Source organism: Pseudomaricurvus alkylphenolicus, assembly GCF_011683955.1.
Classification (GTDB): domain Bacteria; phylum Pseudomonadota; class Gammaproteobacteria; order Pseudomonadales; family Cellvibrionaceae; genus Pseudomaricurvus; species Pseudomaricurvus alkylphenolicus.
Genome location: NZ_JAAQPI010000010.1, coordinates 226,262 through 242,824, shown reverse-complemented (window position 1 = coordinate 242,824; position 16,563 = coordinate 226,262). Strand labels below are relative to the sequence as shown.

The window sequence follows — 16,563 nt, the reverse complement described above, 5'->3', positions numbered from 1 at the left end:
CGATGGCGATCAGAAACTGTAATCCAGCGTGACACCAAAGGTTCTTGGCATGCCGTTGATCCGCACGTAGGTGGCGTTACCGCCACCAATGGCCGCCGGATAGTAGTACTCGTCCGTCAGGTTACGTACCCAAAGTGTTGTTTTCCAATCGCCTTCCACAGAGCCGAGGCTGGCGCGAGCACCCCACAGCCAATAGTCTTCTACCCGAGTAACATCCGCGCGAATTCCTGATACGCCAGTGACCTCAGAGGTATAACTGAAGTCCGTCGCTACGCCCATCACCAGATTATCGCCAACGCTCCACTCATAGTTGATGCTGCCGTTATATTGCCATTCGGGCGATTGAGCCAGCTCCAGACCGGAAGCGTCAAAAGTGACCGGTTCCGCTGGTGGCGGCGCGCTGTTTTCGGCATCTATTGCAGCCCACTTCTCGACCTTGGTATCCAGGTAGGCCACACCAAGATTGACGTTCAGGCCTTCAGCAATCAGCCACTTCAGCTCCAACTCCGCACCGTTGATTCTGGATTCCGGTACATTGCTCTGTCCGCCCAAGGCCCCGAGTTGAGTGGGTTTGCGTTCACGTTCCTGTTTATCCGTATAGTCGTACCAGAAGGCAGCGGCATTTAACTGCATGCGCCCATCCAGCAAGGTGGCCTTGATACCCAACTCGGTATTGACCAGCTCTTCTTCGGTGTAGGGGGCCAACTGTGCGTGGGTCAGTGCGGCAGCGCCGTTAAAACCACCGGACTTGAATCCGTTGGAGAGCGTACCGTAGACCAAAATGTCTTCGTTGAGCTCATAGTCCAGCGTTATTTTGCCCATCCACTTTGCCACTTCGAGGGTGTCTTTAAAGACTTCACCTCGGTTTTCAGCATCCAGGAAGAAACAGGTATCAAAAATAATGGTGCACCCCTGCCAGGTGCGCTCTTCCTCGGTGTATCGTGCACCGACGGTCAGCCGCCATTGATCGGCCAGTTGCCACTCGGCATGGCCGAAGACCGCAGAGGACTCTGTCTCTTGCTCGTACACCGTGTCGGCTCGCCCAAACACAGCAAAACGCGATTCCTGCATGTTATAGCGGTAATCTTCATTGACTTCGTCGTTGGATACATAGATTCCTGCAACCCAGGTAAAATCGAGATTGCCGTTTGAAGCCAGACGCAATTCCAACGATTGCGTATCCACTTCGGTAATATTATTGATGTTGGAGTCCAGGTAGGCCATTCCGTCCCAGTCACTCCACTCATTGCGATCGAAGCTGTCTATGCCGGCGATGGCCGTGAAGCTCAGGTCGTCATTAATATCCCAGTTAAAATTGAGACCAATACCCTTGAGCGTGTTGTCCCGGCGCGGCTTCCACAGCCCGGGGTTCCAGTCGGCCGCACGGCTGTCGTTGTCACTGTAGATCGGGGTAATAGGATTACCATCCAGGTCATTACCTGTTCTGCCAAATCCCGGACTCCCATGTAATTCCGTACCGTCGTACACCATCGGTGCCTGATTGTCGGATTCGTCATTGACCCAGTGAGCTCTTAACAACAGGGATTTGCTGTCATCCAGATCGACGTTGAGCATGGCCCGCAACGCCATTAAATCCTTTTCGCCGAGTTCATCGTCACGGCTGACACTCTCTTGCCAGCCCTCACCGGACTGGGTCGTCTTAAAAGCCAGGCGTCCCTGTACGGCATCGGTCAGACTGCCGCTGACATAGCCCTCTACGTCAACAACATCGAAGCGACCATAGCTTGCTGTAAAACCGGCTTCAAACTCCTCGGTGGGACGATTGCTGACAAAATTGATCTGACCCGCTGTCGTGTTGCGGCCGTAAAGATCACCCTGGGGCCCTTTCAGTACCTCTACCCGAGCGACATCAAACAAGGCGCCCCGACTCATCACGGTATAAGGAATACTGATCTCATCCAGATACAACCCCACCGTTGAAGAAGCACTGGTGGAGTAATCTTGAAAGCCCACACCTCGAATGGTGTAGACCGGCACTCCGGTTGTGGAATTGGTGGTGGCCGACAAACCCGGAGTGTGAACCGCCAGATCTTCGGCAGTGTAGACACCTTGATCCCGCAGCTGCTCGCCAGTAAAGGCATTCATGGTAATGCCCACATCGTTAATACTCTGAGTACGTTTTTGGGCCGTAACGACCACCTCCTCAAGCGCGAAGGCGACATTGTCATCTACTTCAGCCTGTAAGACTCCAGAGTAGATTCCCGTAGCTGCTGCAATGGCCATAGCCAGTGGTGTGTTCTTGTCTTGCATCGAATTATCGCTCTCATGGTTTGTTATTGCTGTGACGTGAACCCACTATAAAACATAACAATTGTCACATTCAACACCAAAGATGACTTTTGTTATATTTTTGAAAAATTAAAAATTACCGCTATATAGCCAAAGGGAATTCCAAAAATGACAGATGTCACTTCTATTTTTGAGTCGAGAACGGTATAAAGGAGCCTTCAAACCAAGGAGTTCATGAGTGGCAGATAAACCCCTCCCGCAGGTCAAACGCCCGGTACAGGCGCGCAGCATTGCTCGATTTGAAAAAATTCTCGATGCAGCCGAGTACTTAATTCTGGAAAGTGGTATTGATGCCACCTCTCACCACAAGATTGCGGAAAAAGCCGAACTGCCCGCTGCGTCGGTCTATCAATACTTTCCGTCACCGGAACTGATCTTTCAGGCATTGGCAGAGCGCCATTTTAAAAATGTTCTGGAGCTGTTTCAGAACCGGGCTGAAGAGGCGACCATCGAAAGCTGGGAAGATCTGGCAAATTTAATGGTGAACGCCGGCTATGAGTACTACACCACCGACCCCATAGCTGAGCAGCTGTTTCTTGGTGTCCATGCTGCCACCAATGTACGCCGCGGTGCCGCCAGTCGTCTTTCTGAATTTGCGCAATGGTTCTTGACGCTGTTTGATCAACTTGAACCCTATCCACAGGTGGAGGACCTGCAGGAAAAACTGGCCATCTGCGTCAACCTGATGGACGCCGCCTTTGTTCGCAGCCTGTCTCTGCATGACGAAATTACGCCGGATTATCTCGAAGAAGCACGTCGTGCAGTTCGAGGTTATTTAGGCACTTACCTCCTTTAATCGCTCGTCACCGTCAACCACCTCCTTAAAACTTTGTCTCTATCGGGTAAAAATCGGCAGATTTTTGCCCGAGCTCTCTCCTTACCACCCCCCTCTGTTTATCTTCATTGCCTCTGAAAGTACTTAAAGATTCAGGCTTTGGCAATTAACCATTGCCAAACATAACATTTGTCATATATGGTATATATAACTTTTGTCACGTTTGAGATGTACACTATGACCTGCCAAATACTGGTGCTGCAAAACAGCGACAAGGCCCCTCCCGGCACCCTCGGCGAAGAACTTCAGGCACTTGGAGCACGACTTCGCATCAAGAATCTGCTGGCTGGCGACTCACTCAATTCTATCGATGTTAACAGCGACGGCTTGGTGGTGCTGGGTGGTCCCATGAGCGCCTATGAGACTCGGTTTGAACCCTCGCTTAAGATCATCACCCAGTTAATGCTGGAGTTTCACACGTTGGGGCGGCCGGTTTTGGGAATTTGCCTGGGTTCACAACTGCTGGCTCGCGCCGTTGGCATGCCTTATCGATCAAACAATGGCTGGGAGACCGGTTTTACCCAACTGACACTGACGCCCGCGGCTCAGCAGGATCCATTGTTTGGTGATCTTACCGAGCTGCCTCCCTTGTTCGAGTTTCATCAAGACAGCTTTTTTCTACCCCCGGAGGCCGAGTTATTGATCAGCGGCGAGGCCTGTATGAACCAGGGTTACCGACTGGGGCGACACAGTTACGGATTTCAATTCCATCCCGAAGTCACCACCGAAATTACCCGCGGCTGGGCCCAAGTTCTGGCTGAAGAGGGTGTGTTGCAAAACAGCATACCGATGGAATGTCTGTTGAATTCAAATGAGCAGGCCTATGAACAACAGCGGCGGTTTACGCGCCAAATGACGCGACGCTGGCATGAACTAGTACGAGCAGTACAGGAGCAGAATCACCGTTGTGATGTCGCCAGCTCACATTGAGAATTCGGCCAACAGCGTCAACAATAATGATTAAGTGAGGAAGATTTATGAACTCGGCCAGCAGTTGCATTCAAACCGGGAGTTACACATCTTCAATGGTGGACATTAACAGCCCACGCGCTATTTTTGCCTTTATATACACTGGCGTTGTTTCCGCCTCCGTGATCTTTATTGCCCCGCTGTTGGTCGGCGGGTTGATTGGCTCCAGAGGTCTGACACAGCAACAAGCGGGCTTGATGGTATCGCTCGAAACCGCCTTCATATCACTGGCCGCTCTGCTGGGGGCCGTTTGGATCAATCGTATTCACTGGCAACAGGTCACCAAAGCCGCCGCTCTGCTCCTGCTGCTGGGTAATCTTGGCAGCATCGCCTCTGAGAGCGTGGCCATGATCGCCCTTAACCGCTGTATTGCCGGTTTCGGTGCAGGCAGTTTTATCGCCCTGACGTATGGAGCACTGGCCAAGAGCGCAGGGCCCGACCGCAACTTCGGCCTGTTTTCAATGGGGCAACTGGGTTATGCCGCACTGTCCCTCTGGACGCTGCCACGGGTCCTGGCGGAATTCGGGGTCAACGGCATTTTTGTAACCCTGTCGCTATTGTCGCTGGGTGCCCTGTTGCTGTTTCCCTGGGTACCCGGCCATTCGCAATCAGACAACCTGGAGAAAAAGGCCACTGATCAAACCGCTTGGGTTCCTGCAGGACTGATGTTGGCAGCAATCTTTGTTTTTCTGGCGGCACAGAGCAGTATCTGGACCTATGCAGAGCGTATGGGGGTGTTTGCCGGTTTTACCTTGCCAGACGTTGGTTTTGCACTGGCTGCGGGTGCCGCCGCAGGATTCGCCGGCGCCGGTTGCGCAACCTGGATTACCAATCGCTATGGGCGACTGGCTCCCATCACCCTCATGGTGATCATAAAGTTTATCGCTCTGTACGGCCTGCAATACCAAAACCCGTTGGTCTTGTTTATCGGCTTGATCTGCGCGCTTAAATTCACCTGGAATTTTCTGATCCCGTTCCAGCTCGGTCTGCTTGCGGAAATAGATCACAGCGGCCGGGCGGCGGTAATCAGCTCTTTTGTCACCGGCATGGGATTGTCCGCCGGTGCCGCCCTCGCAGCCCTGACCGTAGAGGGGGACAACTACCGCGCCGTATTGATGCTGTCCGCCGCTTGCTGCCTGCTGAGTTATCTGTTGATGCTGGCGGTCATGAAGCTTCAATCCAAATGATCCAATAACGATAACTGATACCCGAGTATTGTTTATGATAAATGCCCTCTACCCGAAGTTCGCTCTCAAGTCTTGCAAGATATTGCAGGTACTGGGTGCCTTGATGCTCACTCCAGGGCTCGCTGTGAGCGCGGACAACGATCAAATCATCCGCAACGTCGACGCGCGCAGCACCCAAAATGCCGCCATTGCCAAAGAGCTTTGGGATCTGGCGGAAACCAGCTTCGAAGAAGAGCGCAGCAGTCTTCGATTGCAGAGGGAACTTGAAGCTGAAGGTTTTAAGATCCAACAGGGAGTTGCGGGAATGCCCACGGCATTTATCGCCAGTTACGGTCGCGGTGGTCCCGTTATCGGCATACTGGCTGAGTTCGATGCGCTGCCGGGCATCAGCCAGGCCGCCACCCCGACCCGCAGCGAAATCGCCGGTAAACACGCGGGACACGCCTGCGGCCACAACCTCTTCGCGGCCGGTTCTATTGGCGCCGCATTGGCGGTAAAACAGTGGCTAAAAGATTCGGGTACCCGCGGCACGATCCGTGTCTACGGCACCCCCGCGGAAGAAGGTGGCGGTGGCAAAACGTTTTTCGTCAACAGCGGATTGTTGAACGATGTCGATGCCGCATTGCACTGGCACCCGGCGGCCACCAATGATGCCTCCAACCCCTCCAGCTATGCCATTATCTCCGCCAAGTTTGCCTTTAGCGGTTATTCGGCGCACGCGGCGGCCACCCCACATCATGGCCGCTCCGCCCTTGATGGCGTCGAGTCGCTCAACTATATGGTCAACCTGATGCGCGAACATGTCCCCGCAGATACGCGCATGCACTACGTCATTACTCAGGGAGGAGAAGCCCCCAACGTGGTTCCGGACAAGGCCGAGGTGCATTACTTCTTACGCAACCCCGATTCGAGGGCATTGCTGGAGATCTGGGAGCGCGTGCAACACGCCGCAAAGGGCGCTGCCATGGGCACCGGCACAGAGGTCGATATCAAGGTGGACGGTGGTGTTTACAATGTTTTGCGCAATGATGTTCTCGCCAATGTGGTCGACAGACATCTGCGTGAGGTCGGTGGCGTTCATTACAATCGTGAAGAAACCAAATTTGCGAAGACCATCAGCAAAACCTTTCAGGATCAATCCCACACCCTCACCAGCGCCACCGACATTCAACCGCTGAATCTGCAAATCGAGCCCAGACCCGGTTCAACCGATGTGGGCGACGTCAGCTGGGTGGTTCCCACCGTTGGACTTTATGTTGCCACCTGGGTACCAGGCACGACTCCGCACAGTTGGCAGTCAACGGCGGCCAGTGGTCACTCCATCGGATTCAAAGGAGCCCAGGTGGCCGCCAAAGTGATGGCATTAACCGCCGTAGAATTGTTTGAAAAGCCTGAGCTGCGTAAAAAAGCGCTCAATGAGCTGAGGCGTCGGCAAGGTAAAAACTTCCGCTACCAACCCTGGCGGGCGATGGCATCGCCCCTACCGCTAAAGCCCTCTGAAGTTTACAGGCAACAAGAGTTAAATTGACAACAAGTTGTCATATTGATACAGAAACCTCTGTGTCTTTATGACAACCACCGCTGCCACATCATACGAAACACTGGTGGAATCGGGGTTTCAGCCCTTTGCACAATCTGGCCCAAGGCTTGCAGATCGCATGACGAATACCAACAAAACGAAGGTATAGTCCAATGCAAGTCAATATGGCCACTGACATAAACTATTCGCGCTGTTTAGCCCTGGGCAACGGTTTAATGATGGCATCACTGACCATTATTTTGATGACCGCGATTATCGCCTATGGCATGGAACATCTATTCACCATACCTGTGTTGGTCACTGCGCACATTGCCATGATTATTGCCGCCGGCAGCCTGAAAATAGGGTATGTTATGCGCTGCATTGCACTGAAAGCGTTTGGTCGAATGGACTTTTGATATGAAGCAAACCGCGTTACTGGAACTGGCGTTTCGCCCTTTTTTCCTGGGCGCCAGTGCGCTGTCCATTGTCGCATTGACTCTGTGGCTCGCACAGATGAATAGCATTGTGCAATCTCATGCTTTTTATCCGGTGGTCTGGCACGCGGAGCAGATGATTTTCGGTTTTGCCGCCACGGTCGCCGTCGGTTTTTTACTCACCGCTGTGCAAACCTGGACAGGATTACCCAGCATTTCCGGAGCACAGCTTGGCGCGCTGGTATTGATATGGCTGATGGCGAGGCTCGGTCTTTTGTTCGCTCCACAATCCTTCACGCTGCCCGCCATTGCCTTACTCAGTATTTGGTGGCTTTGGGTAACCGCAGCTTTTGCGCGCCTGTTGCTGCTTTCGCAGAGTAAACGTAACTATGCCCTGCCCCCATTGCTGGCCGTGCTCGGACTGCTCAACATCTCTGTGTTGGTACTGGCGGTCACCGGAAAGCCCGCTTTGGCCCTGCACCTGACCAAAACCGCGGTGCTGCTGTTTACCTTGTTGATGAGTATTATTGGCGGGCGGATTGTGCCGTTATTTACCCGTTCCGGATTAAAGCGCGAAGGCATTGATTTAGAGATGTCCGACCCTCTACCCTGGCTGGAAAAAATGCTGCCCGTCATTAACTTGCTGGCGGTTGTCTGCTTTGTTCTGGAGGTTTATTTACCCTTCTCACCGGCGCTGGCCCTTATCGTCACCGGAAGCCTGCACCTGCTTCGCTGGAGTCGCTGGCGTGGTCTGCAAACGCTAAAGGTACCGCTGCTTTGGTCTTTGCATCTATCCTATTTGTACATGTCATTGGGACTATTGGCGGTAGGCTTGAGCTACTGGTATCAACCCATTGGATTCTCACAGGCTTTACATCTCGTCGCTGTAGGGGGTATCGGTTTGATGATTCTCGCCATGATCAGCCGGGTTTCGCTGGGTCATACCGGACGACCACTGGTGGTCAGTGCCTGGGTAAACCTTGCCTTTGTTTTTCTGGCTATAGCCGCCCTGGCAAGATCCATTCTGCCAATGTCAGGGTGGGTGGTTACCGGCTGGAATCTCAGTGGCCTGCTATGGGCTTTGGCCTTTGGGGTGTTCTTGATTTACTACATTCCGATACTATCACAGCAGAGAGCGGACAAAGCTGAGTAAGCGGCTGAACGGCCCGCCCACAGAGTCCCGTGAGCAGGTCGGCAGTCTGTTACCCCATCAAGCGCTCCTTCGGCGGGCGCTCCGGCACAAACTGATCAAAAAATCCCTCGGTGTGGATCTGATCTTTATCGGCACCCAACGCCATCGCTTTGGCCGAACAGTCCTCCACAAATCCCGGCCCCCCGGCGATGTACACACCATGCTCGGAGAGATCTTGAGAAATATCTTTCAGAATCGTCGGTATTCGACCGCGCAATTCAGCGCTGTCGTCCTGGGTATAGGTACAATACCATTTAAAGTTACGGTACTTGCTGGCCCAAAACTCTAACAATCCCCGGTACATCATGTCTTCCTGATGTTGCGCCGAAAATATCAACGTGACTGGCGCTTTGTAACCCCGGGCCAATGCCGCGCCGGTGAGTGACAGAATAGGCGCCAGACCGGATCCCGCCGCCATGCACATAACCGGCTTATCCACGCTCGGATCACCAATAAAGGTACCGTAAGGCCCATTGATCATAACTCGTGTACCCGGTTGCAAATTCTCGTGAATCCAACCGCTGGTCATGCCCTCATCCACCTTGGTAATCATCAGACAGATCTCTCCATCGGCGTTGGGTATGTTGGCAATAGAATAAGAGCGCATCGGAATGCCGTTGCGTTCATCACCCACCATCACAAACTGGCCTGGCCAGAAACGCATGGGGGCGCCCAGGGGGCGCAGGCGTAATTCGATAATACGCGGCGTGCGTTGAACCCGATCCACCACCTGAAAGTAAATATTCTCTTTGGGCGGAAACAACTTGGGCTGTGCATCGTCCGTGCCCCATTCAATCTCCAGCTCCTCGCCGGTGGGTTTGGCCATGCACATCAAACCATAGCCTTCGGCTCTCTCCTCCTGAGACAGGGCCATGTCCATAATAAAACCCTGGTCGTACTCACCCTTGAGCACTTTGATCTTGCACTCGCCGCAGGCACCCGCACGGCAGTTATTGGGAATGGCATAACCGGCTTTCTCCAGTGCACTCAGCACTGTATCACCGGATTCACAGGTCACCTCCTGACCCGACGGATAAAGACGAATATTACTCATAACACCACCCTGAAACCTTGCAGACAAAAACAAAGACGGCACCACGCCAGCGCAGTGCCGCCCGAAACACTCATTCAACCTACAATGATCTAGAAAACCGGGATGATGTCTTCCATATCGATATCGTTGATTTCCTTACCGGTAATTCCAACTTCGGGAATAGCGGGGAACTCGGTGTCGTACTTGTCCAACACGCCCTTCAGATTGAGCATGGCGTTCTTCCAGTTCTCTTTTTTACCCTCATAGGTAGGCACACCAAAACCGGCTTCGCGACAAATCTCTTCAGCCTGACGCTGGGTCGGAATAAAGTCATCCGGCAGGTCCCAGAAGTCCTCGGGTGGCTCAAACAGCACCGCAGACAGGAACAAATAACCCGCGCGAATCTGCTTGGTAATAATGGGCTTCTCTTCCTCCGACAAGTTCGGATAATCCCGCTCCATCAGCGTCAGGCAGATTGCCATATGGCGACCTTCATCACGACCGATATTCTTAAACGCCTCCTGGAATACAGGCTCCTTACAGCCCGCAGCCATTTGATGGAAAATGGTCGCTGCAGCAATTTCACCCATGAGGAAAGAGCTGAACAATACGGCCAGGCTGTACTTCGGTACCGCCTGCTTGTAACCCGTCCAATAACGACCACCATTGTGATACAACCAGGCTACATTCTTCTTGAGGCACTGCCCCAATTCCGTTTTCGGTTCGTAGTTCAAGTAGCTGCTGGCACCCAGCAATTTGGTAATTGCCAGACCACACATCTGCTCGTGGTTCTGCTCATCCTGGGTTACAGAAAAGAAGCAGCGGCGGATGGCGTCTTCTTCGTGCATCTCGTAAGTTTTGATAAAGGCTTCGGCGAATACCGGCGGTGCGGACGCATCGAACACTGACAGCAAAGACCACCAATAGGCAATCGCTTCCCGCTGTTCCCAGGTATAGCTCTCCACATCCAGGGTATCCCAGGGCAGAGCGGCAGGATCCCAGACTTCGCGACGGGAAGCCTGCCAGACCTCCTCGGCCTTTTCAGTCACTGTCTCCCAGGACAGAGGGTAAACGTTAGGCTGCGGAGTCTCCGGCGGCCATTCCATGGTTTTGGCAAGTTTTTCTTTGTTCATCTCTAATCTCGGTTGCTGTACTTAAGTGGCATTACTGCCGGTGAATTATTGGTATGTTTGGTACTTAGAAGTGAACATCCAACCCCCTAAGCAACGTGATACAGTATACACACTATTTTTGTTATTTTTGTGTCACTTAAGAGGTAGTTGATCTGGATCAAATTTTGAGATTTGACCAAATAACCTGTCACGACACTAGAGATGCATCGTCAAAGTCGACAGTTGTAATCTGTCGACTTTGTATGAACTGACGAGAGACGGGGGGAATTTCTAGTTGACAATCAGTACGACGGAAAAGGCGGTTAATAACCCCAAGCTTCGATTAAACCAGCGATGCGCCCGCTCAGAGGTCAACCACCGACTGACCTGCTCCCCCAATAGCGCCCAAAAAGAGCACACCGGAAACACAACCACGGCAAAAGCGGCAGTGATCAATATCAGGGAGAGCGTCATCTCCTGCCCTTCAACGGCAAATGCAGAGATTCCCGTTATGCCCATCGTCCAGGCTTTGGGATTTACCCACTGGAACATAAATGCCTGAGTAAAACTCAGCGGTTTGGCATCGAATCGATCCTTACCTCCCACCGGCGCGGTGGTGATCTTCCATGCCAACCACAACAAATAAGCGGCTCCGCATACTTTCAATGCCATCTGCAGACTGGGCAGGTTGATAAACACCGTCCCCAAACCGGCCGCCACAGAAATAATCAACAACGTAAAGCCAGTAGTAATACCGACGATATGAGGCAAGGTACGCAAATAACCGAAATTGCTTCCAGACGCCGTAACCATCAGGTTGTTGGGGCCGGGTGTGACGGAGACGGAAAACACAAATAACATGAGTGAGGCAAAATAATGGGTATCCATAACATCTTTCCCGTGAATGAGTTGACGGCTCACAAATTGTATCGATACAATCTAGCCAACTTCTTATCAATGCTCGTTATTTCAGAACAAGCATAGGACAATTGTCATCATATTGGGTCAAAAAATAAGGTCAATCATATTTTTGTCACCATGACAATTCCGAAAACCAGGAATCCAGATATGTGGTCTCCCGATCTCTCCGCCTTTCAGGGCCCCGCCTATAAATCCATCGCCGCAGCCATTGGCGAAGGGATTTCATCCGGTGTACTTAAGCCCGGCGATAAACTGCCCACCCACCGGGCACTGGCGGATCAATTGGGTGTCACAACGGGCACGATTACCCGGGGTTATGCTGAGGCCGAACGACAAAATCTGGTGCAGGCCAGAGTTGGCAGCGGAACTTACATTCGGGAGCCGGAGGCAAACTGCCCCATGTTCGGTATTACCCCCTTGCCTAATGAACTTGAGGGTCAAATTGATCTGAGCTATAGCTTTGCGCTGACCCTGGGCCAGGAACAACACCTGGCGGAAGAACTCGCAAACATCGCCGCGGACCCTGCGCTCATGCACCGCCTGCTGCAGTACCAACCGGAGTGCGGCATGCGCCATCATCGCCAGGCAGGCAAACATTGGCTCGAATACACAGGTGCAAAACATATCGACGAAGATCGCGTACTGATCTCCAACGGAGGTCAACACGGTTTCTTTACGGCTCTGCTCGCGCTATGCCAGCGCGGAGACACCATTCTCAGCGATGGCCTGACCTATCCCGGTTTGATCAACACCGCCCGGCAGCTGGGTCTGCGATTAATTGGTCTGGATATGGATGAGCAGGGTTCCACGCCGGAGGCTCTGGAGCTGGCGTGCCAACGCCACCAGCCCCGCGCCATTTACCTGATGCCGCGTCTAAACAATCCCACCAGTCGGCAGATGTCTCGCGAAAGGGTGGAGGCGCTTGCCACCATTTGCCGCAAACACCGGTTGCATATTATCGAAGATGATGTGCAGGGATGCCTGACAGACACCGAGCACACCACGTTTACCAACGTCGCGCCGGATATCTCCATTTTGGTGAGCAGTTGCTCAAAAGCCCTGGTGGGCGGGCTCCGGGTCGGTTATATCCACCCCACAGAGCAAACATTCGAGCCCATCGCTAATGCCCTTAAGTCCAGCTGCTGGATGATAGCGCCGCTGCCTACAGAAGTGGCGAGCCGCTGGATCACCTCTGAACGTGCCGGGCAAATCATTGAGGCTCAACGCAACGAGCTGGAGATCCGGCACCAGATTGTGGCAGAGCACCTCCAAGACTACCGCTATGAATCCGTATCCAGTGCCTTTAATGTCTGGTTGCATCTGCCGGAACAATGGCGGGCCGCTGAGTTTGCAAGACGTGCGGCAGAAGTCGATATTTTACTGAAACCGGCAGAGCTGTTTGCCGCCGGCCAATACCCGGCACCGCAGGCTGTGCGGTTTTGTGTGGGTGGAGAATTAAGCCGGGAAAGATTAAAGTCCGGGCTGGTACGACTGGTGGAAATCCTCGGCGAAATGCCTGGAGGCACAGAAGGTCTGGTTTAGCGCGGGAAACTCTAGAGCTCTATCTCCAGAGCCTCAAACACACTACTGCGAGGGTAACCGTCCGCCACCATCTCGCGACTTTGTTGAAAAGCGCTGATGGCCGTACGGGTCGCCGGTCCCAGAATACCGTCAGGATTGCCAGTGTCGTACCCCATAGCATTGAGACGGGTTTGTAGCTCTTTGACCTGGGCGATACTCAGACGCTTAAGATCTTTAGGAGGCGAGCGTTGCAGTTTGCCGGCACCATTTATGCGGTCAGCCAGGTGCCCGACGGAAAGTGCATAGTAAACGGATCGGTTCCAACCCATGATGACATCGAAGTTGTGGTACACCAAGAACGCGGGACCGCGATACCCGGCGGGCAGCAGCACCGAAGCCGGCAAATCCAGATCAGCGAGCTCGGCGCCTGTTGCAGTGCGCAAACCCATGGCCCGCCACTGCTTCAGAGAGCGTTTTTGCTTAAAGCCCAACAACGTGAAATCAAAACCATCCGGCAGTTGCACTTCCCTGCCCCAACGTAAGTCCCTTTGCCAGCCCAGGTTATTGAGAAAGTTAGCCGCAGAGGTGAGTGCATCGGGGATACTTCCCCACAAATCCTTTTTGCCGTCGCCGTCGCCATCTATAGCGTACTTAAGATAAGCGGTGGGCATAAATTGTGTGTGCCCAACAGCACCGGCCCAGGAGCCCCGCATGGGATGCTCGACTCCAGGCACTTGTAACAGTTTCAGGGCCTCCATCAATTGGGCGGTAAAAAAGCGACTGCGACGTTGGTCACAAGCCAACGTGGCAAGGGAGTCCAGAGTCGGCATCTTGCCAAGATAACTGCCATAGTTGGTTTCCAGCCCCCAGAAGGCAACCAGATACTGAGCAGGAATACCGTATTCTTTAACCAGCTGATTAAGTAATTCACGGTGTTCGCGCAGCATTTTTCGGCCACGGGCTACCCGCCGGTGGTCAACCCGACGGGTGATGTAACTGCTAAAGGTAGTCGTAAATTCCGGTTGACGGCGGTCGAGCTCAATCACCTTGGGGACGTATTGAATCCCAGCCAGGGGACCCTGAACGATATCACTGGGAATCCCCTTATCGAGCGCCTCTTGTTGCAGGCGAACGACGCACCCATCCCATTGCTCTGGCGTGATGGTCTCGTCGCTGGGTGTCTCTGCGCTGGAGACCGCGCCTGACAACACCAGCCCGCAGGCTGCCAACCATTTCCCTACTAACTTTCCTGTTATTCGCCCTGATCCGTATGACACCGTTTTGACACCCGACTGCATTTAACACTGCGCCATTATAGGCCAATTCGCCCCAAAAACTTAACCCATCGTCAAGTTCCGGATGTGCACAAAAGCCTCGGCGAGATTCTTTTCCAGCTTATCTGCTTCGCCCAAATCTTGTCCTGCGGAAAAATCATTCTCAACAGCTATGCAGTATAATCCAGCGTTCTTGGCAGATTTGATTCCAGTCTCTGTATCCTCCACCGCTACACACTCACCGGGCTTTAATCCAAGCCGCTCCTGCGCCAGCAAATACACATCAGGAGCCGGTTTACTGTTTTGCACATCGTCCCGTGTGGCGATGGTTTTGAAAAAGTGACGCAATCCATAAGCTTCCATCGTCAAATCAATCTCACGGCTACCTGCTCCAGTCGCTATGGCGAGCGCATAACCGGCATCAAAGCTGTTTTGCAGGGTCTCCTTGGCAAAAGGCATCAACGGGCTGGGTTGCGCTGCAAAGCGATCGCGCGCCAGTGACAATTTCTTGTGAGTCAAATCGGTCGGTTCAACCGCTAACCCGTAGGTTTCAACGATAATCTCCGCATTGCGAATAGTAGGCACACCGTTGTGCTCGCGAATATATTCCTGCAACGTAAAATCAACATCGTAGTCCACCAGAATATCGCGCCAGCTTTCATAGTGCATTTGCTCGGAGTTGATCAGTGTTCCATCGTGATCGTAAATAATGCCTTTGATCATGTTGAGTCCCAGTGTAATGTATCTCAGGTACCACAAAAGGTTTCATAAAAACGGTCGCCGTCTTCGGGTGGTGTTTGATAAGCCTGAGTCTGTTCGGTTTGCGTATAGGGTTGGCGTAACACATCCAGCATTTTCAGCGCCGAAGCAGGATCACCACTCTCTTCGCATTCCTGAAGCACCGCCTCTACATGATGATTACGAGGAATAACCACTGGATTGCTGCGGCGCAAACATGCGTGTGTTTGTTCAGCGTCTTGGGTACTGATTCGTTGGTGCCAGCGTTCAATGACTTCACCCAATTGCGTGGCAATTTCGCCGCGAGCCTGCTCGCACTTCACAGAGCGAGTCAACAAATCAAAACTGATGGTGTAATCCAATTTGGCATCGGCAATGCCCTGCAGCAGCAGATCCATTAATTCGTCGTCGCTGTCTTCTACTTCAAGCAGGCCACATTTCGCTGCGACCATACTTCGATGTGCCTGCTGAAAACGCTCCGGGAAATTGTTAATCAGACCGGTCAGCTCCTGCATCAAAGATTCATCTTCCGTATCCAGCAACGGCAGCAGACTCTCCGCGAACCGAGCCATGTTCCAGTGGGCAATATGGGGCTGATTCCCAAACGCATAGCGCCCCTGATGATCAATGGAACTGTATACCGTTGCCAGATCATAGACCCCCATCATGGCACAGGGGCCAAAATCAATGGTTTCTCCGGAGATAGCGGTATTGTCAGTATTCATAACTCCGTGAATAAAACCAACACGCATCCATTCCACGATCAGTCTAATCTGGTTTTCGATAACACGATCGAGCAGCGCTACGCAGCGATGCTTTTCTGAATTCTTTACCTCGGGATAATGGCGCTCGATGGCAAAATCACACAGAGCTGACAGTGAATCCGCATCTTTCCGTGCAGCGAAAAACTGAAAAGTGCCAACCCGCAAATGACTGGTGGCGAGGCGAGTTACCACCGCGCCGGGGTGAGCCCCCTGACGAAACACCTTTTCTCCAGTAGTCACCACCGCCAGACAACGGGTGGTGGGCACCCCCAGGGCGTGCATGGCTTCGCTCATAATAAATTCGCGAACCGCAGGCCCAATGGCACAGCGACCGTCCCCACCCCGTGAAAACGCACTGGTACCGGAGCCCTTAAGCTGCAAGTCCCAACGCTCACCTTCGACCGTGAGCACCTCGCCCAATAAATGCGCCCGGCCATCCCCCAACTGTGGATTAAAACTGCCAAACTGATGGCCGGCGTAGGCGGTGGAAATGGGTTCCGCACCCTCAGGCGTTTGATTGCCGGCAAAGATCCTGGCCAAAGTGTCCTTATCGTTTATAAGGTCATCTGTTATGCCGATATGTTCGGCCAGCGCATGGTTCCACAGAAACAACTGTGGATCGTCCACCTCGGTCGGGTCATTTCTGTGGAAAAAACGCTCACCCAAGGTCACGTAAGAATTGTCAAACTTCATAAAGTCCCAACCGCCAAAACCATCGCTAGTGGAGACGTATGATAGCGCCGTGCGCTCA

At 52.9% G+C, this 16,563-nt stretch carries 14 protein-coding genes; 7 read left to right on the top strand and 7 right to left on the bottom strand.

Annotation, left to right across the window (positions count from 1 at the left end):
* Positions 1-9 precede the first annotated feature (9 nt).
* The gene (locus HBA55_RS23545) at positions 10-2,271 is read right to left on the bottom strand and encodes a TonB-dependent receptor (RefSeq protein WP_166996407.1); all 2,262 of its coding nucleotides are present in this window, start codon (positions 2,269-2,271) and stop codon (positions 10-12) included.
* A gap of 217 nt (positions 2,272-2,488) precedes the next feature.
* On the opposite strand from HBA55_RS23545, the gene HBA55_RS23540 reads away from it, so the two are divergent.
* The 6 genes from HBA55_RS23540 to HBA55_RS23515 all read left to right on the top strand — a co-directional run bounded on the left by HBA55_RS23540 (position 2,489) and on the right by HBA55_RS23515 (position 8,410).
* Positions 2,489-3,106: a TetR family transcriptional regulator gene (locus tag HBA55_RS23540; RefSeq protein ID WP_166996405.1), complete on the top strand. Its 618-nt coding sequence runs from the start codon at positions 2,489-2,491 to the stop codon at positions 3,104-3,106.
* 216 nt (positions 3,107-3,322) lie between these two features.
* On the top strand, positions 3,323-4,075 hold the full coding sequence (locus HBA55_RS23535; protein ID WP_166996403.1) for a type 1 glutamine amidotransferase: 753 nt from the start codon (positions 3,323-3,325) through the stop codon (positions 4,073-4,075).
* A gap of 47 nt (positions 4,076-4,122) precedes the next feature.
* Positions 4,123-5,301 carry an MFS transporter gene (locus tag HBA55_RS23530; RefSeq protein ID WP_166996400.1) on the top strand — a complete coding sequence of 393 codons (1,179 nt, stop codon included), beginning with the start codon at positions 4,123-4,125 and terminating at the stop codon, positions 5,299-5,301.
* Positions 5,302-5,335: 34 nt separating this feature from the next.
* Entirely contained in the window at positions 5,336-6,829 is a 1,494-nt protein-coding gene (locus tag HBA55_RS23525; protein ID WP_166996396.1) for an amidohydrolase, read from the top strand.
* Between the two features lie 164 nt (positions 6,830-6,993).
* A complete protein-coding gene (locus HBA55_RS23520) occupies positions 6,994-7,239 on the top strand; it encodes a hypothetical protein (protein WP_166996393.1) in 246 nt (81 codons plus the stop codon).
* Position 7,240: 1 nt separating this feature from the next.
* Positions 7,241-8,410: an NnrS family protein gene (locus HBA55_RS23515; RefSeq protein ID WP_166996391.1), complete on the top strand. Its 1,170-nt coding sequence runs from the start codon at positions 7,241-7,243 to the stop codon at positions 8,408-8,410.
* A 49-nt stretch (positions 8,411-8,459) separates the two neighbouring features.
* Here HBA55_RS23515 and HBA55_RS23510 read toward each other — a convergent pair whose 3' ends face one another.
* The 3 genes from HBA55_RS23510 to HBA55_RS23500 all read right to left on the bottom strand — a co-directional run bounded on the left by HBA55_RS23510 (position 8,460) and on the right by HBA55_RS23500 (position 11,482).
* Positions 8,460-9,503: a 2Fe-2S iron-sulfur cluster-binding protein gene (locus tag HBA55_RS23510; protein ID WP_166996389.1), complete on the bottom strand. Its 1,044-nt coding sequence runs from the start codon at positions 9,501-9,503 to the stop codon at positions 8,460-8,462.
* Positions 9,504-9,592: 89 nt separating this feature from the next.
* Positions 9,593-10,615 carry a hypothetical protein gene (locus HBA55_RS23505; RefSeq protein ID WP_166996387.1) on the bottom strand — a complete coding sequence of 341 codons (1,023 nt, stop codon included), beginning with the start codon at positions 10,613-10,615 and terminating at the stop codon, positions 9,593-9,595.
* Positions 10,616-10,885: 270 nt separating this feature from the next.
* Positions 10,886-11,482: a LysE family translocator gene (locus HBA55_RS23500; RefSeq protein WP_166996385.1), complete on the bottom strand. Its 597-nt coding sequence runs from the start codon at positions 11,480-11,482 to the stop codon at positions 10,886-10,888.
* A 180-nt stretch (positions 11,483-11,662) separates the two neighbouring features.
* Between HBA55_RS23500 and HBA55_RS23495 the strand changes: the two genes are divergently transcribed.
* Positions 11,663-13,057, top strand: coding sequence for an aminotransferase-like domain-containing protein (locus HBA55_RS23495; protein WP_166996383.1), 1,395 nt, complete (start codon positions 11,663-11,665; stop codon positions 13,055-13,057).
* 11 nt (positions 13,058-13,068) lie between these two features.
* Here the strand turns inward: HBA55_RS23495 and HBA55_RS23490 are convergent, their stop codons facing one another.
* The 3 genes from HBA55_RS23490 to HBA55_RS23480 all read right to left on the bottom strand — a co-directional run bounded on the left by HBA55_RS23490 (position 13,069) and on the right by HBA55_RS23480 (position 16,505).
* On the bottom strand, positions 13,069-14,265 hold the full coding sequence (locus HBA55_RS23490; protein WP_206019940.1) for a lytic murein transglycosylase: 1,197 nt from the start codon (positions 14,263-14,265) through the stop codon (positions 13,069-13,071).
* A 108-nt stretch (positions 14,266-14,373) separates the two neighbouring features.
* A complete protein-coding gene (locus HBA55_RS23485) occupies positions 14,374-15,033 on the bottom strand; it encodes an HAD family hydrolase (RefSeq protein WP_166996379.1) in 660 nt (219 codons plus the stop codon).
* A 23-nt stretch (positions 15,034-15,056) separates the two neighbouring features.
* A complete protein-coding gene (locus HBA55_RS23480; RefSeq protein ID WP_166996377.1) occupies positions 15,057-16,505 on the bottom strand; it encodes a protein adenylyltransferase SelO in 1,449 nt (482 codons plus the stop codon).
* Positions 16,506-16,563 lie beyond the last annotated feature (58 nt).

Bases quoted from the DNA above. Each gene is read 5' to 3' on its own strand.
- HBA55_RS23545 (WP_166996407.1), bottom strand. From the start codon at position 2,271: ATGCAAGACAAGAACACACCACTGGCTATGGCCATTGCAGCAGCTACG.
- HBA55_RS23535 (WP_166996403.1), top strand. From the start codon at position 3,323: ATGACCTGCCAAATACTGGTGCTGCAAAACAGCGACAAGGCCCCTCCC.
- HBA55_RS23530 (WP_166996400.1), top strand. From the start codon at position 4,123: ATGAACTCGGCCAGCAGTTGCATTCAAACCGGGAGTTACACATCTTCA.
- HBA55_RS23525 (WP_166996396.1), top strand. From the start codon at position 5,336: ATGATAAATGCCCTCTACCCGAAGTTCGCTCTCAAGTCTTGCAAGATA.
- HBA55_RS23520 (WP_166996393.1), top strand. From the start codon at position 6,994: ATGCAAGTCAATATGGCCACTGACATAAACTATTCGCGCTGTTTAGCC.
- HBA55_RS23515 (WP_166996391.1), top strand. From the start codon at position 7,241: ATGAAGCAAACCGCGTTACTGGAACTGGCGTTTCGCCCTTTTTTCCTG.
- HBA55_RS23510 (WP_166996389.1), bottom strand. From the start codon at position 9,503: ATGAGTAATATTCGTCTTTATCCGTCGGGTCAGGAGGTGACCTGTGAA.
- HBA55_RS23505 (WP_166996387.1), bottom strand. From the start codon at position 10,615: ATGAACAAAGAAAAACTTGCCAAAACCATGGAATGGCCGCCGGAGACT.
- HBA55_RS23500 (WP_166996385.1), bottom strand. From the start codon at position 11,482: ATGGATACCCATTATTTTGCCTCACTCATGTTATTTGTGTTTTCCGTC.
- HBA55_RS23495 (WP_166996383.1), top strand. From the start codon at position 11,663: ATGTGGTCTCCCGATCTCTCCGCCTTTCAGGGCCCCGCCTATAAATCC.
- HBA55_RS23485 (WP_166996379.1), bottom strand. From the start codon at position 15,033: ATGATCAAAGGCATTATTTACGATCACGATGGAACACTGATCAACTCC.
- HBA55_RS23480 (WP_166996377.1), bottom strand. From the start codon at position 16,505: ATGAAGTTTGACAATTCTTACGTGACCTTGGGTGAGCGTTTTTTCCAC.